We start from the raw sequence: 23,779 nt of genomic DNA on the forward strand, positions 1-23,779 counted from the left end.
TCAGCCCGGCATCCGGAGGCATGCGCCCGGCGATGGCATCGACTTCGTCGGTGGTGGCGTGGGGGCGTTCGCGCGGGCCCTCGAAGTTGATGCGCAGCTTGAGGCACGGATTCTTCGCGATCAGTCCGTCGTCCGCGGCTTCACCAAGGATCATGGAGAACAGTACGAGGATGTCGCGCGCTCTTGTCGGCCATGTTCGGGCGTAGCTTCTTGTTCACCCACCCTTTGGCCGCGATACGTGTGATGTCGCCCAGTGCGGTGCCGGACCAGCGAGGCAGGATGTGGTTGCGGATGTGTGACTGGTAGGTCGCCCAGGTGACGTCGGAGACGCTTTGAGCGTCCGACCATGCGCGGATCCACTCGTCGATTGTGGTCTGTGCAGCTGAACGGTAGGAGAAGAAACGGTGGTGTTGGTCCGGGAATCGCTCGCTGGCGCGTGGCTCGGACGCCTCGTCACGCCGCCACGCCCTCCAGGTCGTGCTTCATGACCACTCGTCTCGCGTTGCTAGCGAGACCGTTGACCGCGTGTGGCGGCGCGGCGCGGAGCCTCTGGTTCGCGTCTGCGGGAGCGGTGTTCGCCGGACGACGATGCAGCGGCGCGACAAGCGGTTCGTCGTGGCTTCGCCGGGACGCTATCGCCGCCAGCGGCGATGCCGAGGTCGCCGGGCTGGGTGTAGTGGGCGATGGCGTGGGCGGCGACGGCGGGCAGCATCTTGGCGGGGTGCGCGGAGGAGTCGGGGCTGTAGCGGCCCTTGCGCTGGGCGGCGGGGCTGGTTTGCGCCGTCGCCCACACCGACACAGCCGGTTAGCCAGGAGCGGGACTGCTGCAGGACCGGTGGTCCGCGTGTGCCGGAGTGTGGTGGTGGCGGTGCATGAGGGCGTCCTCCCCGGCACGTGCCTGGTGGGTGTGGTGGGTCATTGGGCATCGCCGCCTGCGGGGGTGTGGTGGTTGTGGGGTTGGGCGAAGACGAGGAGATCGGCGTGCACACGCCGGTGCCGGAACCAAGCAGGCGAACGATCACCAACCGTGGCCGGATCGGCGGGGAGGGGCGTGAGGCCTCCGCCGCGGATGGGGGCGAGCAGGCACACGATGTGCTGGAGGTAGAGCAGGTCAGCGTTTTGCGCTGCGGCGACGATGTCTCCGGTGGGGTCGCGCAGCTCACCGTGGGCGCTGTCGGTGTGGGTGAGGACCGCGAGGATCCCGCCGGTGCGCAACAGCCGCGCCGCGTGGTGGGCGAGCAGATCCACCGGGCTCGTGGTCGCCGGGGGTGTGGCTGGCCACGAGAAGATCGACCGGATCACCGCCGTCAAGCTGCTGCCGAGAGATCTGGTCCAGCGAGGTGTGGGAGGCGGCGCGATCGAGGTCGCGGACCGTGTTCAGTGCTGCGGCGAGGTCGTCGTCGCTAGTCGTCGTGCGATCGCCGGTGACGGTGGTGAGCAGGACTCGGTCGCCGGGGGTGCTGAAGGCAGTGACGACAGCACTCAGGATGGGCAGTGGCCACCGTGCGCCGGGGTCGACCGGGTGCGGTCCGCAGGCCCACATGAGCTTCATCAGCTCGCGCACCGCAGGCGCTTCATGCGGCAGCTCACCCCGTCGACGGTGATCGTGCCCTCGGACGGGGCGATGGTGTCCAGACCGCCCGCGGTGTCGTGAGTGGGGTTGGTGGCGTTGGTCTTGGCGCCCATCAGTTCCGCACCACCGCGATGAGTTTGCCGACCTTCTTGATCGTCGCGCCGAGCTCATCCTTGTCGGTCCGGCCTGCCCGTTGTAGTTGACCTTCACACGGAGAAGCCCTCGAAGATCGCGGCCTGTTTTGGGGCGGGTCTCACTGCTGGTTGGGCTCAGGGTCGGGCGGCGGCTGGCCGGAAAGCAATCGTGCACCTCGGCGGCGGTGCCCCTGTCACACGCTCGGTGGCGGAACAGGGCAGGGGGTTATCGCCGGCCGACCGCGCAGCGTTACTGCGTTGTGTCGCGTATGGCCTGCGGAGACTTTTTGGGGCTAATTCGTAACGACTCTCAGTGATCGCACGAATGGGTAGTTGATGCTCGCACTTCTACGCGAGCCACGGACGCCCCACCCGGGCGGAGAAGAGAACATCGTCATGACTCACCAGGTAGCCATGCCCTACCCGCCCGCCGCCCCGCCGCGCAACGGCTTCGGTATTACCGCGCTGGTGCTCGCGCTGATCGGGCTTGTGTTCAGCCTCATTCCTCTGACCGGCTTCATCGCGCTCATCCTGGGTGGGCTCGCGGTGCTGTTCGGGCTGCTCGGCGTCGCCAGGACTCGCAAGGGCGTGGCCACCAACAAGATCATGTCGTGGATCGGGACCGGCCTGGGTGGTCTTTCGCTGGTGGTTGGCATCGTGGGGATGGTGATCGTGTTCCAGGCCGCCGACCAATTCGTCCGGGACATGGACAAGATCTCCGATGACCTTCAGACCAGCCCGGGCAGCGCTCAGGAGGGAATCGTCCCGGCCTCACCGCTCACCGAAACTGCTGCACCCGCGCAGAACACCGGCCCGCTGACCAGCGGTATCACAGACGGCATGTACCACGTTGGTGAGGACATCGAGCCCGGGACCTACAAGTCCGCAGGTGGCGACGGTCGCCCCTGCTTCTGGGCGCGGTACAAGAACGGCTCCTCGGAGTTCGCCAACGTCATCACCAGCAACCTCAACGACGGTCCGGCTCGGGTGACGGTGAAGTCGGGAGAGCTGCTTGAGATCAGCGGGTGCCAGCCGTTCGAGAAGGTCGGCTGAACCCTGCCAGTTGTTCTCGCCCCGCTTGCTGACTGAGGGGCGGGAAGGGGAGGGGGCCGGGTGTCTGGAGGCGGCCGGCTCGGCCGGGCAGTTCCCTGACCCTGGGGAACTGCCCGGCCCGCTACTTCTTTCACCGCACAGATTCGAGGAGAAACCGATGAGCCACACGGTGTGGGTCCGCAACCACTGGTGGTGGGATCCAGCCGACGACGAAACCCGCGGCGACAGCTGCGGCTGGGTCTTGTACCGCCGCGACCCCGGCGGAAACCCCATGAGGACCGACATGGCCAAGGGGTTCTCCTACTACGCCGCCGACAACACCCGCGCTGTCCGGTCCCGGCTTACCGTGGACGACGTCCTGTTCCACGGCCCCGTCAAGAACCTGGATGAGGCGTGGCGTCACGTCCAGCACGCCATCAGCCGCGACGGCTGGCTGAACGACGATCTCAACGAGACCCGCCGCCGCGACGGGCGCTGGCATCAGGCGCACTGGTTCACGTGCTGGCGCAACCAGCAGCCTCAGCCGGTATCGCCGGTGCTTCTGCCGGAGGGCTTCCGCTTCAACCGGACCGGCTGGGTCGAGGCCGACGCGGCCACACTGGAACTCCCGTAGTCCCGATCCCTGCCGGGCAGGCTAAGCCTGCCCGGCGTGCTCCTGGTAGTACTCCAGCCATAGATCGGCTTCTTCCGAATGCCAGCCGTGCCCCTGGCGCTGTGCCTGTAACGCCGGTGTGAATGATCGTGAGGCGCGCTGATTGCGTGTCTTGGTCGATCGGATCGGTCAGACGCGGATTCTGCGGCGGTGGGTCTCTGGGCTCACCGCCGACGTGATCAAGGTGATGAGCGAGAGCGCCGCGGACCATCTCCGCGTGCGCGGGGCCGAGACTTCTTGACCAGTGAGTTTACTGGTTGTGGCAGTACTTTTCGCTTAGTTCGTTGTAAGTGGTCATGGTTCGATAGCTTGCTTTGAAGTCGAAGCAAGTGGATGACGGTATGGCAGAGGCGCTGGAACCCGACAGCTCAGCACGTACTTCGCGCTCCTGTCATCGGTGAGCCTGGTGCATCACGCTGTCGAGCAGCAGGTGCGCGCGACGGCCGAGCTCAGCTACGTCTAGTACCAGCTGGTGGCCCGGATCGGCGGCTGACCATGACCGCGCTCGCCGATGGCGTCGTCTACAGCCGCAGTGGCCTGACCCGCCAGGCGGGACTGCTGGAGAAGGCCGGGATCGAGCGGGCGTGGGAGAAGGAGCAGAAGATCGTCCGCGTGCGATTCTCTACTCGGGGTGTTGTCGACTGGTTGTGCGCCCGGGTTTTATCTGAAGATCGTTCCGGTTCATGGTCTGGTTTCCCCGATCGAGGTCGGTCTCATGAGTGAACCGTGAGACCTCGCCTGGCTGGCGTTGCTGGGTGCCGATACTTTCGGGCAAAGCAGGTTTTCGGTCGGCTGGCTTGCTTACCGCTTCATTCCGGGAGTGCCGTGCGGTTCCAGGAGGACGCGTGAAGATCAAGATAAAACCCTTTGATGCCGCCGTCGGCGTGCAGCAGGACAAGCTTACCGCGGCGGTCGCAAAATTGTACGAGAAGCTCTATCCGATGAAGGAGGGAAACATATTCAAAGGGCAGCAGAAATTTGGCGATACCAAGGTTGAATGGGATCTCAAGAAGGCGCCCGCATTCGGTCTCGAGGCGCCTTCTCTGGAAACGTGGCGAACCTGCATCGACCGCAACGGGAACAAGCTGACGAATGCTGGTTCGGTTCCCTCCGGTGCGGTGTTCTCGGTGACGCTCCCCGAGTTCTTTGGTCAGTTCACGAAGGAGGGCGGTAATCCGGTCGGTGGAACCACGAAGGTGGTCGCCTACGGCAAGGCCGAGGTGGCTTCCGGGGCGTTGAGCATCACCACCCTTGCCCTGTGGTTGGACCAGGCCCACTGGAACAAGTGGGACCGGGCGATCGTCAACCAGATCATCGTGCCGAAGGTGCTGAACATGGTCGACCTGGTGCTGGACGGCCTTAAGCTCCCCGTTCTCGAGCCGGTTCCCGACGTCAAGCTGGATCTGGAGCTGGGGGAAGTCGTGATCGCCGACAAGCGGCTGCTGGTCACGGCGCAGCAGAAGTCCGGCCGGAGCGATTCCCAGATCGATCTGACGATTCCGCAGCAGGACGTCTTCGCCCTGCTGGGCAAGAATCTGGCCGGTCAAGTGGTCACCGGGAAGATTCAGAAGATGAAACCGGACGAACGGCAAATCTGGAAGTGGGAGAAGGACTACAAGTTCCTGAAACCGCGAGCGACCATCTGGCTGGACAAGGTGGTGGACATCTCGTTCCCGGGGACTTCGAATCCGGCCAAGATCAAGGCCCAGCCGACGATCACGACGGAGGCGTCGGTGGATCCGGGATCGATGTCGGAAAAGGGGTGTTCGGTGGAACGGGGCGGGAACAAGCTCTGATCGGTCGGCGATTAGCCAGGGGAGAGATGACTCGTGGACAACGATTTCGCGGTGTGCGTCGATCAGGAGACGCTGAACACCTCGCTTCGCGCGCTGCACGGGCGGGACGACCTCAAGAAGTTCCGAGAAGGCCGGCAGCAGGTGACGATCGGCGGGAACAACGAATGGGTGGATTGGAAGATCGACGAACCGCCTCATCTGAGGTTGCAGCCGCCGAGCGACGCTCTCTGGCGCGATGCGATTAAGGAGAACGCGCAAGCGCCCAAACCGACGACCAACGCCTTCGTGCTGACCTTTCCCAAGTTCTGGTTCAAGCGGGACGGTCAGGAGGGCAAGACCACCTCGATCGAGGCGATCTGCACGCTGACCGCGCAGGACGGCAAGTGCACCTTCACCCCGCACGGAGCCAAAGTCGACCTGACGGGCTTCGCGCAGTCCGACCGCGTCATCTACCGCCAGATCATCGTGCCCAGACTGCTGCGCGAGGCGGGAAAGCTGCTCGCCGGGCTGTCGGTGCCGAACATCAACGTCTACGGGCTGAGTTTCGGTCCGATCGCCGCCGCGGTCGGAGACGACCGGGTCATCACCGTGGCGAACCTCCGCGACCGGCCGAACGCCACACCGCCGTCCACGACCGCGCTGCCCAAGCGCGGAAATTACGTGCTGCTCAGCAAGAACACGATGGAGAAGGGCGCCAAGCTGGCGGCTGTGCTGCTCAACGGCTATGCCTGGCAAGGTGGTGGCGGCGACTCGTACTGGGGCGGCTGGTACAAGTGCACGGCGGGCTTCAAGGTCAACAGCATCAACGCCCACGCCAACAGCCCGACCGGTTTCTCCGTGTACCCGGACCTCGGTGGCTGGGTGTCCGTGGACGGGCGGCACTGGTTCGTCCGGTACCACCTCGGCTACAGCTTCGTCTCCCACCCGAATCCGGTCGAGGCGGTCGTCGACCTGAGCGTGGTGAACAACAGCGTCTCCCTCAAGCTCAAGGACCTCAAGGACTTCTGGGTCGAAGCGGTCAGCGATGGGCACTGGCTGTCGTGGATCTGCAAGCCGCTCGTGCAGGCGTTGGTCAACAACTGCGTCCCGAAGGCGCGCGAGTACCTGATCGGCAAGTCGGTTCAGGTCTTCACCGTTCCGGACATCCCGCTGAACATCGCCGAGGTGAACGTGAAGCTGACGCTCCGGAACCTGACTCTCGACGAGTACGACGGGATGGCCCGGCTGACCGCCACTCCATCGCTGTCCTGACCGATGCCGCATCGCCACGCCCTGCCAGAGGAGATCGCGTGAGCATCATCAAGTACAACATCGACATCGATTCGAAGCCGTACCTGACCGTCACGGCGCAGCTCGACAACCAGAACCAGTTGAAGATCAAGGCTACGGATCTCGGCGCTGTCCATCTCAAACCCTCGGTTGCCCCGGGTCAGAAGTGGGTGACCGATGCCCTCTCCAACGTCGCCAAGCCCGCGATCGAGTTCGCCTGCGAGACGATGAGCGATCAGGTGGAGAACAGCCAGATCAAGGAGCGGCGGATCGGCGCCGAGATCATGAAGCACATCGACTTCACGCTCAAGCCCAAGCTGGAGTTCGACTTCAAGGTCAAGACCGAGAAGGTCACCGTCTCGTTCAAGGATCCCGGCATCGCCACGCACGAGGAGATGCTTCTGCTTCACGCCTCGGAGATCAACATCACCTGACCAACCGCCACGAGGAGGTCGTTGGCATGAGCAACAAACCAGGTTCCGGGCGAGAAGCGGGCCGCTCCAGGGAGTTCGCGGTCACCGATGACCTGGAGTTCCCGCTGGCGCGCACCGTCGAGATGCCAGCAGACGTCGACTACCCGACCGGCGCGCTCAACTTCCGGTTGAGTTCGCTGGTCGTCGCGCTGGAGGGCGCGCCAGCAGCGGAGACCATCTCCGGAGAGCCGCGGCGGTACGCCCTCAAGCTGCCCCCGTTGGAACTGCGGGGGAATGCTCGCTGACCGTCTTCCCCGATCCGATCGTCGACATCGACACCGCGGGTGACCTGTCCGAACTGCCGCCGCACGCGCTTCGGCCCACGGTCGGTGGCGCGACCGAGGCCGAACGGAGTTCCGACGACGAGAAGACGAAGGCGTGGTGGGTCGCGCAGGCGAAGCAGGAGCGCGAGAAGCTCCAAGAACTCGCGAACAAGAACAAGCCAGCGCCGAAGAAGATGCTCGAGGACTTCGGCAAGCACAACGAGGCTTTCGACAAGGCCTTCCAGGAAGACGAGGGGTTGCAGAAAATCTGGAAGGACAAGGGCGCCACCAAGATGATGGCCGAGGACACCTCCAAGGCCGTCGCCGACGGCAAGATCAAGGTCAACGACGAGAAGAAGAAGTACCCGTCCACCGCCTCGGGGAGCCTGAGCTACAACGGCAGTGCGTTCGTCCGGCAGGGCGTGCTGTTCGACGCTCTTTGCGACCTGGCCGAAAAGCATCCGAAGGAGAAGGCGAAGTACGAGGCCGCGGCAAAGGCCGTGGCGGACTTCAGCGGTACGGTGCAGAAGGACACGGGGAACACGTCCGAAACGACGAAGCCGATGACCGCCACGGAGGTGTACGCGGTCGTCGAGAAGCACTCCGGGAAAGCGGTTTCCAAGTCGCTCGACGAGTGGAAAGCGCTGTACAGCGCCGAACCGGGAACCGGTGGCACGGCCGCTGTCGCTTCGGGGGAGGCACCCGCCCAACTCGCCGAGCCTGTGCGGGCTGCTTTGGCGCAAGCCCGCCGGGCCAGGGCGCTGCAGCGCGCCCGCGAACGCTCCGAGCGGAGCAGCACGCTGTACCGCAGCGCTTGCACAGCACGGATCGAAGGCACTCGAGTGGTCGTGGCCTACGGTCCGGACGGTGAGCTGCTGATCGAGGTGGAACTCCCGGTCTTCGACCTGGAAATCGATGATTCGCGGTGGCGGGGTGCGGTCGGCGAAGTGGCGCGGGAGAGGCCTTCCCGCACGCACTTCGTGCAAAGCCTGGTGCGAGATGCCGTGACCGATCGGCTCCGGCGTGCGGTGCTGGACGGCTCGCTCGAACCGTCCGGGGGCATGGCCGGATGACCGCGCTGGACGAGGTTCCGGACCGGGCGGCGCTGCGTCTCCCCGGAAGCGATGCCGCGCCCGATCCGGTCCAGGCCGCGTGGAACAATCTGCTGCCGGACGCTCGCCGCCGCTACCAGGAGACCCTGGCCGCCCGGCTCGAGCCGCAGCGCGACTACCTCACCAGCACCGAGTACGCGATCTACCACGGTGGCAAGAAGCTGCGGCCGTTGCTGCTGCTGCTCAGCGCCCACCTCGTGCTCGGGTCGCAATCCGCGCCGCAGAAGGTCGTGGACGGTGCGGTCGCGTTGGAGATGCTGCACGTGGCTACGTTGATCCACGACGACGTCGTGGACGACTCGTTGCTGCGGCGAGGTATGGCATCGGTGAACGCCGTCCGAGGTGCGGAGACCGCGATCATCGTCGGCGACATGCAGTTCGTGCAGGCCGTGCGAGGGTTCATCGACGTCATCGATCGCGAACGGGACATGGACCTGGTGAAGATGGTGCTGGACACCGCCTTCCGGGTGTGCTGCGGCGAACTCGACGAACTTCAGGTGAACCCGTCCTGGGACACCGACGTGCTGCTCGCCCGGTACTGGGAGACCATCGACCGCAAGACTGCGGTGCTGTTCGGCCTGGCCTGCGAAGCCGGGGTCGTGCTGGCCGGCGGTCGGACGGCGGATGCCCGGCGCGCCGGGTTCTTCGGCCGGCGGATCGGCCGGGCCTTCCAGGTGATGGACGACCTGTTCGGCCTCGTGCAGGACGCGGAGAAGTCGGGAAAACCCCGCGGCATGGACCTGGCCCGCCGCCGCGCCTCGCTGCCGATCATCTACGCGCTTGACGAGCTGGGACCGGATCACCCGGTCACCCGCGCCTTCCGGGGTGGCGAACCGGTCGACGGTGACCGCGCCGCGAACGAGGTGCGGCACACCAGGGGCTTCGCCCGCGCTTATGCCGATGCGCGGGCCCAAGCCCTGGACGCGCTGGAATACCTGCGTCCCTTTCACCCCGGTCCCCACCGCGCCGCGATGGCCGACCTGGCCCTGCACGTCGTGGACCGAGCGCCGTAACCGCAGTGGACAATGCAAGGAGTTGGACATGAGCGTGGAACCATTCCGCTTCGTCGCCAATGTGTTGCGCGCGGGAGCGAACAAGAAGGGCTCGAAGCTGTGGCTGCCGAACCTCCTCGAGTCCCTCAAGGACGAGCACGGGAATGCCGTCCTGCCCATCAAGGCCGAGAAGTGGACCGTTCCGAAGGTTGACGGAGACCCGGGTAAGACCGCTCAAGCGCGGGCCATCACCGCCGGTGACCGCAAGCTGGTCCAGATCCTGAAGAAGTACGAACTCCCGCAGGACTTCAAGCTGTTCGTGCACCCGACCCGGCCTTGGCCGTCGATCGATCTGCTGTCCGTGCAGGTGGACGGGCTGCCCAACGCCCACGTCGGCGACGTCAGCGTCTCCCAGCACTCCACCACCACGTTGCGCTGCGTGGTTCCGGTGACCTTCGGCCACTACCAGGACGAGCCGAAGCTCGCGAAGAAGGTGGGCATCGCGGGGAAGTACTCCGCCCACCTGGAACTGGGAATCTCCGACGCGAAGCAGAACCCGCCGGAGCTCACCAAGCGAACTCTCGGCAAGTCCGTTCCGGAACTGCCCCACTGGCCGGAGCTGAAGCTCAACGCCACGGGCGGGTTCGCGCTGCAGTTCAACGCCTTGCAGGGGCAGATCACCTGCGACATCTCGGTGTCCGGATCCGGATCCGGACGCAAGCTCGCGCTGTCCGTCGTCGAGGTGAAGTGCTGGAGCAACGCCACCACGCCCATCGAGTTCGACGACAAGAAGTTCACGGTCGACCCGGGGAACACCGACTTCACCCAGCTTTGGATCGATGGAAACCGGACGATGTTGCTGAACATGCTCAACAGCGGGAAGGCGACCAACACCTTCTTCACGAGCGTGAACACCGAGCTGAGCAAGGAGAACAACCGGAAGGCCCTGGCCACCGAGCTGACCAACCGGTTCCACCAGGTGATCGACGATGCGCTCGGTGCGGTACCGAACAGCGGTCTCTACGACGGGACCGGCGAAGGGTTGCACCCGGTCACCCAGTACCTCTTCGACCGGCTGCGCACCGCGCTGAACAACAAGGACAGCGCGCTCTACCCGGCCGCGACCATCCTGTCCCTGACCGATCCGAAGCTCGACCCGTACAAGCTGCCCGGCGACGTCAAGCTGCCCGATCAGACGGTCTGGGAGAAGAAGCTGCACAGCATCTACCTCAAGAAGGACTCCCAGCTCACCGGTGCTTCGAACGCGCTGTTCCCGGCTGCGGACATGAAGGCGATCGCCGGTGGTATCAGCGCCGTGCTGAAGCTGGGCGAGATCACTACCGAGACGAAGGTCAAGACGCGCGACGGCACGGTGAAGGTGGTGCCGCTGCCGCCCATCACGCTGTCCGGGAACTTCACCGCCAAGCTCGGCGACGACCCGGATGAGCTGGACGGGTCGTACACCGTGAAGATCAAGAAGGCGTCGCTGGCTATCGAGGCGTCCATCACCGGCAAGGACGCCTCCGACCTCACGGTGAAGTTCAGCAAGCTGGTTCCGTCAGTCGCACTCGCCGACCTGACGATCACGGTCAAGACCGGCGGCAGCTTCGACAACGAGATCAACCAGGAGCTGAACAAGGACACGCCCAAGCAGGCCGTGGTGGACGGCATCAAGGCCGAGGTGGAGAAGAACCGGGAGGCAATCGGCACTCGGGTCACCGAGGACGCCCGCAAGCTCATCAAGCAGAACACCGGCACCTGACGCGGCGGTTTCGCGGGTTTCGGCGGTTTCGCGGGGAACCGCCGAACCTCCAGTGCACGTTCTCCAACAGCTGACCCAGGAGCGGCATGCGCATCGATGAGGTCGAGCGGATTCTCGCCCAGCACACCAAGCAGAACAAGCTGACCCTGCCGTCGACCGCCTTCGGCGCCGGTGACGTGGCCGATCTGGTGCGCCGGTGGCTGGGCGGCAACCTGGTCGTATCCGGGGTCAGCACCAAGAAGTCCGGCGATCTCATCAAGGTCGACGGTACGGTATCGATGTTCGGGGCGACCGACCGCGCGGTGAAGGGAATCGAGTTCGGTCTCGTCGACTCGTCCGGGAACCCCACCAGCGATGGCACCCCGGCGGTGTACATCCCGCTGAGCCTGCCCCGGGAGTGGACCTTCGCCGCGGCGTTCCCGGCGACGAAGAACAGCGTGCTGGACGGGCTCGGCTTCGTCAGCGGACCGACCCTGCACCTGACTTCGGTGGCGCGCAAACCCGGCAACGGCGTCCCAGCGCTGGGCAAGGGCGTCACATTCGACGCACCCAAGGTGAAGAGGACCGGCCTGCTGCACAACTTCGTTGCGCTGCTGGAGAGCGGTGGCCAGGTGACGCTGTCCGGACAGATCGAGATCGGCTCCGGCGACATGTCCAGGCCCTCCGCATTCCAGCCCAAGCTCACCCTGAGGTCCACCGCGGCCGATGCGGGCTCGATGGGCACCAAGTTCCAGCTCGAGGTGGTCACAGACCTGGGACCGCCGATCAAGCACCGCGTCCGTGTGGCGGCCGTGGTCACCATCGGTTCCAGCGACCCGATCCTGCTCACCGCGGACCTGGACACCGGGGCGAAGATCCTGGAGCTCACCGGGACGTTCACGCCCCGCACCCACCAGACTGCGGCGCTGTCGACCTGGGCAGGCGGTTCGCTCAGCGGCACCGTGGGCAAGGGGTTCACGCTCGGCAACGCGGTGTCCCTGCAACGGCTCGTGATCCACCTGAACGCCGGGAAGACACTGGCCGAGATCGTTTCCGATGTGCGCCTGGAACTCGGGCTCAGCACTACCTGGGAGGTCGTCAAGGATTACTTCACCGCTGGTGACATCACCGCGGGCTTCACCATCGCCAACCCGTTCGGCGGCGGACCCAGGGAGATCACCGCCACCGCGCGGGGCAAGGTCGTCCTGCTGGACGGGATCGTCCTGCTCGCCGACGCGGTGTTCTTCCGGGACGCCGGTGGGGTGACCGCCACCTTCGGGATGAGCACGGCCAGCCCGGTCAACCTCGTGTCGCTGATGCGCAAACTGGGGCTGTCGCTGACCGATGCCCCCGAGCTGACCATGAGCAACCTGGAGATCACCGCAGTCGCCCCGGCCGGTGAGTTCACCTTGACCGCGTCGGTCAGCAGCACCTGGCAGCTCTCGCTCGGCGTGGCATCGGTCAAGCTCACCCAGGCATCGGTCGTGCTCGACTACAGCGGCAAGTCGAAGAAGCTGACCGGGGAGATCAGCGCTGAGGCGGAGCTGCTGCCGCCGCAGGGCAAGTCGCCGCTGGCCAGGTTCAACGCCCACTGGGAGATCCCCAAGAAGTTCACCCTCGAAGGACGGTTGCCGACTGCCGATCTCACCGCCCTGATCAAGACCTTCGACAAGACTCTCGTCTACTCCGACGAGCTGCCGAAGGTCAAGCTCACCGAGGTCGTCGTCAGGCTCGCCATCGCCGGGAACCAAGGCCTCAACACCCGATCCGGCACCGAGTGCGTCCTCGGCGTGACCGGCACGGTCGACGTCAACAACAACCAGGTCTCGTTCCTCGCGCTGGCCCGCAAGCACGACGGCTCGACGGAGTTCATCGGTGCCATCTGGACCCAAGGGTGGACCTGGTACCCGGACGTGCTGAGCTGGATCAAGGACTGCATCGCGGTCAAGGCGTCCGGGCTGGCGCTGTCCACCCGGGACGGCGGATCGCTGCCCGCCGACCCGAAACGCCCGCCCAACCTGCCCGTCCCGCTCGCCCGCGGCGTCACCTTCTTCACCACCGTCGAGCTCAAGGGGGTGCTGGCCGGTGCGCTCAAACCCGTCTTCGGCGGACCGGCCGAGCTGCAGCTGACCGGACTGATCGCCAAGCCGCTGAGCAACTCCGAGCTCAGCATCGCGCTGGCGAACCGGTCCAAGAACGGCGCGAGCGGGATCGAGGGTGTCCAGTTCACCGGCATCCAGCTCCGGATCGTCCCGAAACGCGCGCAGTTCGACCTGCGGGCAGCCTTCGACCTGACCTTCTGGGACCTGAACAAGAAGAAGGTCACGCTCAAGCTCGCCCTGGGCGGCATGGTCAGCCTGAACGGCGAGCTGGCGGTGTACTTCGTGCTCGCCGCGGGACAGGGCGAGCAGTGGCAGAAGAAGTTGCAGGGCAGCAGCACGCCACCGGCGACCAGTCCGACCTGGCAGGAGCCGTTCGGGCTCAAAGGGCTGGAGATCAAGAACTTCTTCGGTGTGATCACCGTGGGTTCGATGTCGGTGTCCCTCGGGGCCGGTGGTGCGCTCGTCGTGCGTTCCGGGAAGAACTCCGTGCAACTGGACCTGGCCGCCGTCGGCGGGTTCAAGGGCGAAGTCCCCTACCTGGACGCGTTCGTCCTCGTGCTCGCCAAGGGGCACGAGCAGAAGGAAATCGTGCTCGGCGACCTGATCCGCCAGTTCACCGATCAGAACAGCCAACTCGTCAAGCTCACCGACCAGATCACGTTCCGGAAGTTCTCCCTCGCCGTCGTGCTCGCCCCGAACGGCTGCACCGACCCCCGGACCCAAAAGCACTGGCCGTTCGGCTTCCGCGCGGCCGGGGACGTGACCCTGTTCGGGTACCGGCTGGTGTTCGACGTCCGGATCGTGCCCGAGCAGGGCATCGACGCCTCCGGCAGCGTGGACAAGCCCATCGTGCTCGGCGACGGCGTCTTCCAGCTCTCCGACAGCACGGGGAAGAAGGGGCCGGAAGGAGCGGTGAACACCACCGTGTCCCTCGGGCCCAGCACCCCGTACGTCTTCCTGTCCGGCAAGCTCGACCTGCTCGGCATGAGCGCGATGATCAGGGCCACTGTCAAGGACGGGGGCTGGGAGTTCACCTGGCGGGCCGCGGCCTTCATCTTCACGAACTCGGTGTCCTGCGCGCTCAGGGACGGCAAGTTCACCGCAGCGGTCGGCGGCTCGCTTTCCTTCCAAGTGAAAACCACCAAGCCGGTGAAGATCGGCGAGGTCGTGATCATCCCGTCCGGGCTGAACTTCTCGGCCACCTTCGCGATGGCCATCGCGATCGCGATCGACCCGAAGTTCAGCTTCGCGGTGCGCGGGTGGTTCCGGTTCGGCAGCCAGAAGCTGACCCCCGAGCAGTTCAACCTGGACTCGCTGCGGAACTGGACCGAGCTGAAGGCCTCGCTGCAGGAGTACTTCGCCAGTTACCCCGACAAGATCTTCCACGAGCTCGTCTCCTGTGCCGAGAAGTGGGCGAAGGCCGTGGGGGAGGGGCTGCTCAAGGGCATCAACGACGTGGCACGCGTCCTTAAGGACGCCTTCAACGTCGCGGCCTCCGAAGCCGGCAAGTTGCTGAAGCTGGCTGGGTACACGGCGGAGAAGGCGGTCGAGGCACTGCACGTGGTGTGGAACATGACCAAGGACCAGGTGATCAAGGTGCTCCAGGAGGTGTGGAAGTTCTCCGAGGGCAAGGCGAAGGAGATCGTCGACAAGGTGTGGCAGTTCTTGAAGTCCTGCTCCTTGGAACGTGCGGCCAAGATGCTGTGAGAACGGGGTGACCAAGGTTGGCCTATGACCTGCGGTACCTGGCGAACGATCGGCCTGTCTCGCCGTTCGAGGCGGTGCCGAACTACAAGGAGGACCTCAGCGGCCCGGCGCAGCCGCCCAACACCGGGGTTCCGATGACGCGGCACCACATCGTGCCCTATGTCGTCCTCAAGAACTACTGGAACATGTTGCTCGACCAGCGCCGGTTCGGCGATCTGCGACTGGTGCTGCGCGAGATGGCCAGAATGCTGTTCCGCTACCGGCTCACCTTCGACGCGGCCGAGCGCCGCGGAGTCGCGGCGCTGGCCGAAGGCATCACCGCCGAGACGCACGACCCCGATGCGCAGGGAACACCTCAGTTCTACGACGGGTTGATGCAGGTGTACTTCTGGCTCCCCGGAAACCTCTTCATCGGCCCCCGGTCCAGGTCGGACGACCCCGGTCCGGGGTTCGACGCGGCCGCTCGCGGCCTCGGCCTGCCGTTCTACGGCGAGCTGCTGCGGGTGTACGAGAACATGGCGAGCTACACCGCGAACCCGTCCAGCGGGAACCGGGTGAACAGCGCGCTGTGCCGGGTCGTCAAGCGGCAGAACTTCGCACCAGTTGATTCGAAGAGGTGGACCGTCTCGAACGGCAAGTACCGGATCACCGGTTGACCGGTGGTCGCGTCCAGTAGGTGCCCTGCCAGAAGCCGGGTACCGGCGGGTAGCAGATCGGGAACCGGTCGCAGGGCTGCACCGACGGCCCGTGCGCGGGATCGGCGATCTGCAGCTCGCGTCGTCCTCGGTGGTATCCGATGACCAGCACGAAGTGCGCGAAGTCTGCCGCCTGCACCTGCACCCCGACTGGTCGGCCTACCGCGATCTCGGTCGCGAGCCGGGCGAACCCCGGGTGACCCGGGCTCCAGTGGTCGAAGCAGCCAACCGCGGACAGGGCGTCGTCGAGCCGCGCGAAGTCGCTGCCGGACGACGGTTGGCCCGGCCGCGGGGTAGCCGCCGCCACGCGCTCTTGCGACCAATCGTGACACCCCCAGAACCGGGCGACCGAACACGCCACGGCGGCCCAGCACCAATCCGCCCGTTCCTGGCGCTCGACCACCAGCGCCAGCACATGCTGCGCCGGGCCGGATCCGTGAGTCCGGTCCGGGCCGTGCTCCGTCGGTTCCACGCGCAGCAACATGCCCACTTCGTACCTGCCGCAACAGCAATGCGCATCCCGGGGTCCAGAGCTTGCTGGCCAGGTAGTTGCGGTGTGAACCCCAATGCGGACCTGATCACGGTGGCCTGCCTGATGACCGACTACGACCTGCTGTCCCTGCCGGTGATGACGCCGATCGGATCCTCGGCGTCATCACCGTCGACGACGTACTCGCAGCCACGGTCCCGGACAACTGGCGGCACCGCGAACCCGAACCACGCCCGACGCACGACGAGCCGGATACCGGACCAAGGGCGACTCGCCCGGTCTGAACCACGGAGCACGCGGCAGTGGCGCCGCCCTGCCACCCGCGCGACTTGCCGGGACGCGCACACCGCTGATCAGTCCGATGTGGACTCTCGTGCGATGGGGCTGCCGCGCGGGTGCAGGGCTGCCCAGCGTTGTGCCCGGATTGTGTAGTCTCGGCGTTGTGGGACGTCGCAGCGATCGGGTTCGGACTCGCGGGGATGCACCTGCTTCACCGGCGACACCGGGATCGGCGGAAACCGGTTCTGGGACGGGTTTCCCGAGCGCGTTGGGCCGGTCGAGATCCAGCTCCCGCAGTGGTCCTCGTCGGCCGGGCGTCCGCACCACGTGCGTTCGAGTGCTCGCCCTGCGGTTGTGACACGTGCCGATGGACCTGCGACGGCGGACGGACTACCAGGGGTTGTGCACCGGATGACCACCATCGAGGAGCGGAAGCTGGGCTCGGCCGGGTTGGCGGTGGTGCTGCTGGCCGCGCTGCTGCCGATGATGGATTCGTTCATCGTCAACGTGGCGCTGCCGACCATCGCCGCCGATCTGGGCACCTCCGGGGCGGACCTGGAACTCGTGGTGGTCGGGTACGTGCTGGCGTTCACCGTCTTCCTGGTGCTCGGCGGCAGGCTCGGCGACGCCTTCGGGCGCAGGCGGGTCCTGGTCGTGGGGATGGTCGTGTTCGCCCTCGCCTCGCTGCTGTGCGCGTTCGCCGCGTCCGGGGGATGGCTGGTGGCCGCCCGGGTCCTGCAAGGCGCCGCGGCCGCGCTGATCCCGCCGCAGGCGCTGGGCACGATCCAGGCCGCGGTGCACGCCGAGCGCAAAGCCCGGGCGATGAGCTGGTACGCCGCGGTCGCCGGGCTCGCCGCGATCCTCGGGCTGCTGCTGGGCGGGCTGCTGGTGCAGGCCGATCTGTGGGGCACGTCCTGGCGGCTGATCTTCCTGGTGAACCTGCCGCTCGGCGCCGCTGCGGTGGCGCTCGCCCTGGTCCTGGTGCCGGAGACGCGGTCGCCGCACCCGGTCGGCGTCGATCTGCGCGGCACCGGACTGCTGGCCGTCACGATCCTGCTGCTGCTCGTCGGGCTCAACCGAGGATCTCTGCTGGGCTGGCCGTGGTGGACCATCGCGCTGCTCCTCCTGGCACCGGTCGCGGCGCTTGCCCTGTGGCGCACGGAGAACCGGGTCGTCGCGGAGGGGCGGGTGCCGCTGCTGCCGCCGACCGTGCTGGCCGAGCCTCGGGTTCGCGGCGGGTTGTTGCTGGTGGCGCCGTTCCTGGCCGCCTGGGCCGGGTACCTGTTCGCGCTGCCGTTGACGCTCCAGGACGGGTACGGGCTCGACCCGGCGGTGGCCGGGCTGGTCGTGGCGTCGATGTCGGCGGCGTTCCTGGTGGGCTCCTTCGCTGTGCCCGGGTTGCGCGCGAAGCTGGGGGACCGCGTGATGGGCGGCGGGGCGCTGGTCCAGGCGACCGGCGCGGGCTGGCTGATCGGCGTGCTGCTGCTCGGCGGCGTGGTCTGGTGGGTGCTGCCCGGGCTGGTGCTGATCGGGCTGGGCCAGGCGCTCGTGGTCGGGTCGTCGCAGATCTCGGTGCTCGGCGCGGTGCCGACCGAGTACGCCGGGAGCGGCGGCGGAGTGCTGGTGACCACGCAGCAGGGTTCGATGGCGGTCGGGGTGGCGGCGCTCGGGTCCGTCTACACCGGACTCGTGAGCACCGGCCACGCCACCGCGTTCGCCGTCGTGCTGGCCGTGCAGCTCGTGGTCGGGATCGCGGTGGCGGTGGCCGGGCGGGGCTGACGCCGGTCCGGGGGTCAGATCGCGGCCATGTCCAGCTCGGCGATCTGCGCCATCGGCATGTCCAGCTGCTCGTGCAGGAAGCGGACCATCGTCCAGTGCGGCAGCGCGCCCTCGTCGTACGGGCCGAATGCCGCTTGGTACAGCGGAATCCACCGCAGCGCCTCCGCCGCGGTCTGCTCGCGCGGCGCTTCCTCGGCGTACTCGGTGTAGCTGATGCTGCGGTGCTCGATGAAGAACCCGCCCGGCAGCCGGGCGCAGAACTCCCGGTACTCGCGGGTTTGCAGGATCAGGTAGTGCCAGATCTCGTCGATCTCCTGCTCCACCGGAAGGAACGTGCCCGCGAGCTCGTCCTGGTGGGCGGAGACCAGGTACAGGTAGCGCAGGCACTCCAGGACCTGGCGCTCCACGAAGTCGACCGGGTGGTCGGTCTTGGCGGCGAAGTGCGCCACCACTTCGTCGTGCAGCTCCTCGCCCAGCAGGGCGCGGAGTTCGGCGGGGGACACGGACACGATGTGCTCCTCACGCGGGTGGGTCAGCTGGGGCGGGATTCGGGGTGCAGCCAGGCGTACTTGCCGGACTTGCCGATCGGGATGTGCTCGCGGTGCACCGGATCCACCGCCAGCTCCAGGTTTTCGGCGAGCGCGGCGACCAGGGCTGAGGTGTCGGTCGGCTGCCGGTCGAAGGTGGTGTACTCCAGCTCGGCCGTCGCACCGCGGCCGAGGCGCAGCCGGTAGAGGAACACCTCCGGTGCCGTCTCGCCGATCCAGCGGTCGAGGTCGCCGTGGCACAGCAGCGTCGTGCCGACGCGGATCAGCTCCTTCTCCCTGCCGCAGAAGCGGGCGATGCGCGTCGGATCGGCGGAGCCGTCCTCGGTGCGGGCGAGGTCGCCGGAGCGGTAGCGGATCAGCGGCATCCACTCGTTGCGGATGCTGGACACGATCACCGAGTAGAGCGTGCTGCTCGGTTCCACCGGGATCAGCTCCACCGCCATCCGGTCCAGGTGCGGGTGGTAGGTGCCCTCGCCGTCGCTGTAGTACAGGTAGCCCAGCTCAGTGCTGCCGAACAGGTCGACGATCGGGCAGTCGAAGTGGCGGCGCAGGAACCGGGAGACGTTGTCCGGCGTGTACTCGTAGGCGTGCACGATGCTCGACGGCCGCGGCAGTTCCAGGCCGAACTCCAGCGCCTTGTCCACCAGGTGCGCGAGGTGGTAGCCGGAGCAGTCGAGGTGGTACTCGCCCGCGGGGTGACCGGCGCGGATCTGCTCGATCTCGGCCAGCATGCGCTCGACTTCGGCGCGGGACCACAGCGCCGGGTCCCGTTGCCGGTTGACGTAGACCGTGCGCTCGTCGAGCCAGCGGTCGGCCAGCGGCAGGTCCGCGGCGGGCGGCTCGCCGCGCTTGCGGGCGTTGACCCGCGCGACGTGCTCGGTGGCCAGCACGGTGGTCACCGACACCCGCGGGCAGCCGGCCTGCCAGGTGTGCCGGATCGCCGGGTGCTCGGACCAGATCCGGTAGTAGGACCGGAGCAGGAAGTAGGGCGGCCGGATCAGCTGCATCCGCGCGTGGTTGGTGCCGGTGGACAGCACGAACTCGGCCTCGCCGGTCTCCAGCGCCTCGGCCAGGGCCGGGGTCATGAAGTTGTCCGGGAAGCCGCGGGCGATGGAATCCTTCTCCAGCACCGGGAACTCCCCGGCGGCCAGCGATTCCTGGTAGAGCGGGACGTCGCGGACGTGGTCGATCATCTCGGCGGTCGGCTGCATCCGAGTCCAATCGGTGGTGGGCGGACGACGGGGAGCGGCAGGGGACGAACCCCTGCCGCCCGGGGCGCGCGGGTCAGCCCGCCTTCGAGATGCAGCCCTCCTTGCGGGAGATGCACCCCTCCTTGGCGGACAGCGCCGAGTTCGCTGCGACCCACTTGGCCCACACGTCGTCGCGGGCGATCTTCTCGGACAGCTTCTCCATGCGACACCTCCGACTCGTTGGGGAACTACCCGCCGGTCCGCTGGCGGACCTCTTCGGGCGGGTTCGGCCGCGAAGTTATCAGAGCCTGCCCGAAATGTCTGTACCGTGAATGTCTCCGGCTTTCTGCCGCGCATTGTCCGCGCGGCGTTGGTGCGCGGCACCGCTCCGGCGTTCCGGGTTTGCGCGAAGGTGCTGGTTGATCGGGTGCCGGATGATTCCACCCGCAGATCCCGGTGGCTGGAACACGGCACCGAGGGGCGAAAGCGGGATTCGGCGCTTTCATGCGGCGCGGACCGATGTCCTGGGCAGATGAAGACGACCCTCTCCCGAATGGGCCAATCCCGACTGCCTGCGGTGTGATGCACCACATTTTCCGGCCTCGGTGCGAACCTCGGGGGCATCGGTCCAGGTCGCGCCTTCCGGTCGGAGGCCCAGTCGTGCGGATCCGCGGTGCGATGCGCTCCCCGCTGTCCGGTGTGGCAGTTGTCACGTTGCTTCTCCTCGGGTTGGTCGTGGTACCGGTTCGGGATTCGCATCGGCAATTCCGGGTGCCGGGTTCGACATTCCTCGGTTTCTGCTTGGAAATTCGAGCTCGGAGTTCTGCGAAATGGAGCCGAGTTGTCGTGCGCGGGGGAGATTCGGAATTCGACGACCTCTGCGGGCGCAACTCGGATCTGCACTGCGCAGCAGCCTTGGGCGACCGAATCGGGTGCGGACTTCGAACTCGGGTTACGAGATGAGGGGAGCGACTTGCGGTCGGGCGAAAGCGGAAATCCGCGCGCCGACTCGTTCGCGAAATCGAGCGCTCAGCGGGGCGGCCATTCAGGGCGGGAGCTGGCGGTGAAACCGGTGAGGAAGTCGCACAGGTGCACCGGAGCAGCTGCGGGTCAGGGTCGAGCGCCCGGATGCCGATCAGCGGCTCGGGGCGCTGTGGCCGATCTTGGTGATCCCCACCAGTCGCCTCCGCTCCCTTGTTGATCCATAGTGGACTGTTGACCGCGCTGGGGTGGGGTCGGTGGCGCGTGTGAGAATCGGTGGATGTTTCGAGGAACCGGGCGCGATGTCGCTCCGAACGGACCCGTCGAGTGGGACGGGGGTGACTACCAGCGGCGCTTCGACGAGCTCGCGGCTTCCGGGGTGGACGTGCACGGTGAGGCCGTCCTCGTTCGGTCCTTCGCTCCGGCCAGCGTTCTCGACGCAGGGTGCGGGACCGGGCGGGTGGCCATCGAGCTGGCTCGGCACGGCATCGAGGTGGTGGGGGCCGATCTCGACCGGTCGATGCTGGACACCGCTCGGGAGCTGGCGCCCGAGATTTCCTGGGTTCGCGCTGACCTGGTCGAACTCGACCTCGGGCGGACCTTCGACGTGGTCGTCATGGCCGGGAACGTCCCGCTGTTCACGCGGCCCGGCACCCAGGCTGCGCTCGTCGCGAGCGTGGCCCGGCACGTGCGCCCCGGTGGTCAGCTCATCGCCGGGTTCAGCCTCGACCGCGGCTATCCGATCACCGAGTACGACGCGCACGCCGCCGCGGCCGGGTTGACCCTGGCCGAGCGGTTCGCCACGTGGGACCGGGAGCCCTTCGGCGGTGGCGACTACGCGGTGTCGGTGCACACCCGGTGAACCCGCTGCGGCGGGGATCGGGGAACGGCGGTCTCTAGACTGGGCGCATGCGCAGGGTGGTGGGCAAGAACGTCGTGGAGTTCTCCGCGGAGCAGTTCGACGAGATGTTGGACCGGTACTCCGGCGGGGTCGTGCTCGACGTCGGCGCGGGCAACGCCAAGCACGCCTACCAGCTCGCCCGCGGGGCGCAGGACACGTTGGTGATCGCGCTCGACGCGGCCAAGGACAACATGCAGAAGATCGCCGGGAAGGCCGCTGCTTCGCCGAAGAAGGGCGGTGCGCCGAACCTGCTCTGCGTGTGGGCGTCCGCGGAGAAGCCGCCGTCGGAGCTGCGCGGCGTCACGGAGCTGCACTCGCTGATGCCGTGGGGGAGCCTGCTGCGCGGGATGCTCGGGTCGGACACCGAGATGCTGAAGGGGCTCGCGGAGCTCTGCGTGCCCGGCGCGGAGTTCCTGATCACGCTCAACCTGCACGCCTGGCGGCCGCCGGTCCCCGAGGTCGGCGACCACCCGGAGCCCACCCCGGAGTCCGCGATGGAGCTGCTCGCCCCGTACTACGCGGCGGCCGGGTGGACCCTGGAGGAGGCGCGGTACTTCGGCGCCGAGGAGCTGGACGCGCTGGCCACCTCGTGGACCCGGCGGCTGGGGTCGACCCGCGACGAGCTCGACGTCCTCGGGCTCACGGGCGTCATCGGGAAGTGACGGCGATGCTGGACGAGCCCGGAGGCGTGCTGCTGCGCATGAAGTGCCGCGGGCACGCCGACATCCGCGCCACGCACGGGAAAACCCTGGAGTTCGCCGCCGATGCGGAGATCACCCAGCGGGCGACGTGCGTCGTCGGGGTGGCCGCCGAGGTCCGCGAGCTCGCCGCGCCGGGCATCGCCGGGCCGGTGCGGATCACCATCAGCGCGGGGGAGCGCAGCGCGACCGTGCGCGCGGTGGCGAACTCGCTGTGGCGTCCCGGGTCGACGGCCGTGGTGCGCCGGAGCTCCGAGCGGCTGCTGAACACCTTGGCCACCGACGCTGATCTCGCGGCAAGCTCGCTTCCGCGCGAACTCCTCGAAGTCCTGCGCGATCCCGGGACCGAAGTGGACATCACCGTGGAGCGCGACCTCGACGTCGCGGGCGGGCTCGTCCTCTTCCACGCGCGCGAGAGCGATGCGCCGCGGCTGGCGGCCGAAGTGGCTTCGGCGGACTTCGTGGTCGTCGAGGACCAGCAAGCTCGTGCGCTGGTCGGCGCGGCTCGTCCCGTGGTCGATGCGCGCAAAGCCGACCTCGGGCGGCTCGGCGGTGCGTTGGAGCGGGGCGAGCGCGTTCTGGTGGTGACGGCGGTCAGCGCTCGCAGCGACGTGGTCGCGGGGCTGCTCGCCGGATCCGCGGTGCCTTTCGAGGTGCTAGGCCTGCCGCCGCAGCTGGCGGTCGCGGCGACGACTTCGACCCGCAACCCGGTGGTGCTGGTCGACGACACCAACCGGCGCGGCATCGTCAAGACCGTCCGGCGGCACGCGAACGCCGCCGTGGTCTTCCGGTGCGCCGCCGACCAGCTGCCGGGGATCCTCGCGGAGGCGCGGGGCGAGCGCGGGGTGGCGACGCTGGTCGCCGGGACCTCGGTCGCGGAGCGGCCCCGGCTGGGCCTTTCGGAGCTCCCCTCCGGTGCTGACGTCTTCTGCTGCATCGCGCCCGTCGGCGACGCCGGTGCGGACACCGAGGTCGATGCGTCCGGGCTGATCCGGGCGCTGCTGGACCAAGGCGTTCCGCAGAAGACGATCTCCCGGGCGCTGATCGACTCGGCCGGTTGGTCGCGCCGCCAGGCGTACGAGGTGGTGCTCGGCCTCAGCAACGACGAGTGACCGGCGGGGTCGCCGCCACCCTTGTGGGTTACGCGGTCTCGCGGGGTTGGCTACTGCGTGTTTCGGTTCACCCTGTTCTGGTTGGACAGGCGGGGGGTTCGACCCGGAGACTGGACGCCGGGCAGCCGATGGGGGCGTGAATCCGACAGGACGGCTGTCCTTGTTTTCGGACGTGCTCTTTATCGATCCAGTTCGTCGTGTTCCCGACACGCGGCGACCTGGGCCCGCCGACTCCCCAG

The 23,779-nt window shown here is 67.2% G+C and carries 23 protein-coding genes and 1 pseudogene; 16 read left to right on the forward strand and 8 right to left on the reverse strand.

The annotated features are described in order from the left end of the window. Positions 1–140: 140 nt before the first annotated feature. The 4 genes and pseudogenes from F1721_RS35655 to F1721_RS35360 form a co-directional block, all read right to left on the reverse strand. A complete protein-coding gene (locus tag F1721_RS35655; protein ID WP_150068219.1) occupies positions 141–368 on the reverse strand; it encodes a tyrosine-type recombinase/integrase in 228 nt (75 codons plus the stop codon). A 287-nt stretch (positions 369–655) separates the two neighbouring features. Then, positions 656–799, reverse strand: a pseudogene (locus tag F1721_RS35130) (site-specific DNA-methyltransferase); the annotation flags it as partial. 116 nt (positions 800–915) lie between these two features. Further along, positions 916–1,248: a hypothetical protein gene (locus F1721_RS18145; protein WP_246155109.1), complete on the reverse strand. Its 333-nt coding sequence runs from the start codon at positions 1,246–1,248 to the stop codon at positions 916–918. A 303-nt stretch (positions 1,249–1,551) separates the two neighbouring features. Continuing rightward, positions 1,552–1,686 carry a hypothetical protein gene (locus tag F1721_RS35360; protein WP_281288779.1) on the reverse strand — a complete coding sequence of 45 codons (135 nt, stop codon included), beginning with the start codon at positions 1,684–1,686 and terminating at the stop codon, positions 1,552–1,554. Between the two features lie 417 nt (positions 1,687–2,103). Here F1721_RS35360 and F1721_RS34800 point away from each other — a divergent pair, with 417 nt between their 5' ends. The 12 genes from F1721_RS34800 (at position 2,104) to F1721_RS18205 (ending at position 15,523) form a co-directional block, all read left to right on the forward strand. Beyond that, entirely contained in the window at positions 2,104–2,760 is a 657-nt protein-coding gene (locus F1721_RS34800) for an Rv1352/Rv1906c domain-containing protein (protein WP_211840519.1), read from the forward strand. 157 nt (positions 2,761–2,917) lie between these two features. Then, positions 2,918–3,373, forward strand: coding sequence for a hypothetical protein (locus tag F1721_RS18155; protein ID WP_150067912.1), 456 nt, complete (start codon positions 2,918–2,920; stop codon positions 3,371–3,373). 534 nt (positions 3,374–3,907) lie between these two features. Beyond that, on the forward strand, positions 3,908–4,135 hold the full coding sequence (locus F1721_RS34805; RefSeq protein WP_211840520.1) for a hypothetical protein: 228 nt from the start codon (positions 3,908–3,910) through the stop codon (positions 4,133–4,135). A gap of 122 nt (positions 4,136–4,257) precedes the next feature. Then, complete coding sequence (locus F1721_RS18165; RefSeq protein ID WP_150067913.1) at positions 4,258–5,208, forward strand: hypothetical protein; 951 nt, start codon at positions 4,258–4,260, stop codon at positions 5,206–5,208. A gap of 33 nt (positions 5,209–5,241) precedes the next feature. Then, positions 5,242–6,459 carry a hypothetical protein gene (locus tag F1721_RS18170; protein ID WP_150067914.1) on the forward strand — a complete coding sequence of 406 codons (1,218 nt, stop codon included), beginning with the start codon at positions 5,242–5,244 and terminating at the stop codon, positions 6,457–6,459. A 38-nt stretch (positions 6,460–6,497) separates the two neighbouring features. Further along, positions 6,498–6,911, forward strand: a complete 414-nt coding sequence (locus F1721_RS18175) for a hypothetical protein (protein WP_150067915.1) — start codon at positions 6,498–6,500, stop codon at positions 6,909–6,911. A gap of 26 nt (positions 6,912–6,937) precedes the next feature. Continuing rightward, complete coding sequence (locus tag F1721_RS18180; RefSeq protein WP_150067916.1) at positions 6,938–7,195, forward strand: hypothetical protein; 258 nt, start codon at positions 6,938–6,940, stop codon at positions 7,193–7,195. 212 nt (positions 7,196–7,407) lie between these two features. Beyond that, the gene (locus F1721_RS18185; protein ID WP_150067917.1) at positions 7,408–8,286 is read left to right on the forward strand and encodes a hypothetical protein; all 879 of its coding nucleotides are present in this window, start codon (positions 7,408–7,410) and stop codon (positions 8,284–8,286) included. Further along, positions 8,283–9,338 carry a polyprenyl synthetase family protein gene (locus F1721_RS18190; protein ID WP_150067918.1) on the forward strand — a complete coding sequence of 352 codons (1,056 nt, stop codon included), beginning with the start codon at positions 8,283–8,285 and terminating at the stop codon, positions 9,336–9,338. The genes F1721_RS18185 and F1721_RS18190 overlap by 4 nt, the downstream gene beginning before the upstream one ends. Before the next feature lie 28 nt (positions 9,339–9,366). Beyond that, positions 9,367–11,079, forward strand: coding sequence for a hypothetical protein (locus tag F1721_RS18195; RefSeq protein WP_150067919.1), 1,713 nt, complete (start codon positions 9,367–9,369; stop codon positions 11,077–11,079). A gap of 86 nt (positions 11,080–11,165) precedes the next feature. Continuing rightward, positions 11,166–14,867 (forward strand): hypothetical protein, encoded by a 3,702-nt coding sequence (locus F1721_RS18200; RefSeq protein WP_150067920.1) that lies wholly within the window; start codon positions 11,166–11,168, stop codon positions 14,865–14,867. A gap of 17 nt (positions 14,868–14,884) precedes the next feature. Next, complete coding sequence (locus F1721_RS18205) at positions 14,885–15,523, forward strand: hypothetical protein (protein WP_150067921.1); 639 nt, start codon at positions 14,885–14,887, stop codon at positions 15,521–15,523. Here F1721_RS18205 and F1721_RS18210 read toward each other — a convergent pair. Beyond that, on the reverse strand, positions 15,513–16,046 hold the full coding sequence (locus tag F1721_RS18210) for a papain-like cysteine protease family protein (RefSeq protein ID WP_150067922.1): 534 nt from the start codon (positions 16,044–16,046) through the stop codon (positions 15,513–15,515). The two genes, F1721_RS18205 and F1721_RS18210, sit on opposite strands and share 11 nt — an antisense overlap. Positions 16,047–16,742: 696 nt before the next feature. Between F1721_RS18210 and F1721_RS18215 the strand changes: the two genes are divergently transcribed. Continuing rightward, complete coding sequence (locus F1721_RS18215; protein WP_150067923.1) at positions 16,743–18,110, forward strand: MFS transporter; 1,368 nt, start codon at positions 16,743–16,745, stop codon at positions 18,108–18,110. A 14-nt stretch (positions 18,111–18,124) separates the two neighbouring features. On the opposite strand, the gene F1721_RS18220 is transcribed toward F1721_RS18215, so the two are convergent. From F1721_RS18220 to F1721_RS35365, 3 genes are all read right to left on the reverse strand, one after another. After that, the gene (locus F1721_RS18220) at positions 18,125–18,619 is read right to left on the reverse strand and encodes a glycine-rich domain-containing protein (RefSeq protein WP_211840521.1); all 495 of its coding nucleotides are present in this window, start codon (positions 18,617–18,619) and stop codon (positions 18,125–18,127) included. Between the two features lie 23 nt (positions 18,620–18,642). Then, the gene (locus F1721_RS18225; RefSeq protein WP_150067924.1) at positions 18,643–19,869 is read right to left on the reverse strand and encodes a phenylacetate--CoA ligase family protein; all 1,227 of its coding nucleotides are present in this window, start codon (positions 19,867–19,869) and stop codon (positions 18,643–18,645) included. A 73-nt stretch (positions 19,870–19,942) separates the two neighbouring features. Further along, a complete protein-coding gene (locus tag F1721_RS35365) occupies positions 19,943–20,071 on the reverse strand; it encodes a hypothetical protein (protein ID WP_281288781.1) in 129 nt (42 codons plus the stop codon). A 1,038-nt stretch (positions 20,072–21,109) separates the two neighbouring features. Between F1721_RS35365 and F1721_RS18230 the strand changes: the two genes are divergently transcribed. The 3 genes from F1721_RS18230 to F1721_RS18240 are packed head-to-tail and all read left to right on the forward strand — an operon-like array spanning position 21,110 to position 23,540. Continuing rightward, on the forward strand, positions 21,110–21,691 hold the full coding sequence (locus F1721_RS18230) for a class I SAM-dependent methyltransferase (protein ID WP_150067925.1): 582 nt from the start codon (positions 21,110–21,112) through the stop codon (positions 21,689–21,691). 47 nt (positions 21,692–21,738) lie between these two features. Then, the gene (kamC, locus tag F1721_RS18235; protein WP_150067926.1) at positions 21,739–22,392 is read left to right on the forward strand and encodes a 16S rRNA (adenine(1408)-N(1))-methyltransferase KamC; all 654 of its coding nucleotides are present in this window, start codon (positions 21,739–21,741) and stop codon (positions 22,390–22,392) included. Between the two features lie 5 nt (positions 22,393–22,397). Then, positions 22,398–23,540 (forward strand): DUF371 domain-containing protein, encoded by a 1,143-nt coding sequence (locus tag F1721_RS18240; protein ID WP_246155164.1) that lies wholly within the window; start codon positions 22,398–22,400, stop codon positions 23,538–23,540. The last annotated feature ends 239 nt before the right edge of the window (positions 23,541–23,779 follow it).

The organism is Saccharopolyspora hirsuta (genome assembly GCF_008630535.1).
GTDB lineage: Bacteria > Actinomycetota > Actinomycetes > Mycobacteriales > Pseudonocardiaceae > Saccharopolyspora > Saccharopolyspora hirsuta.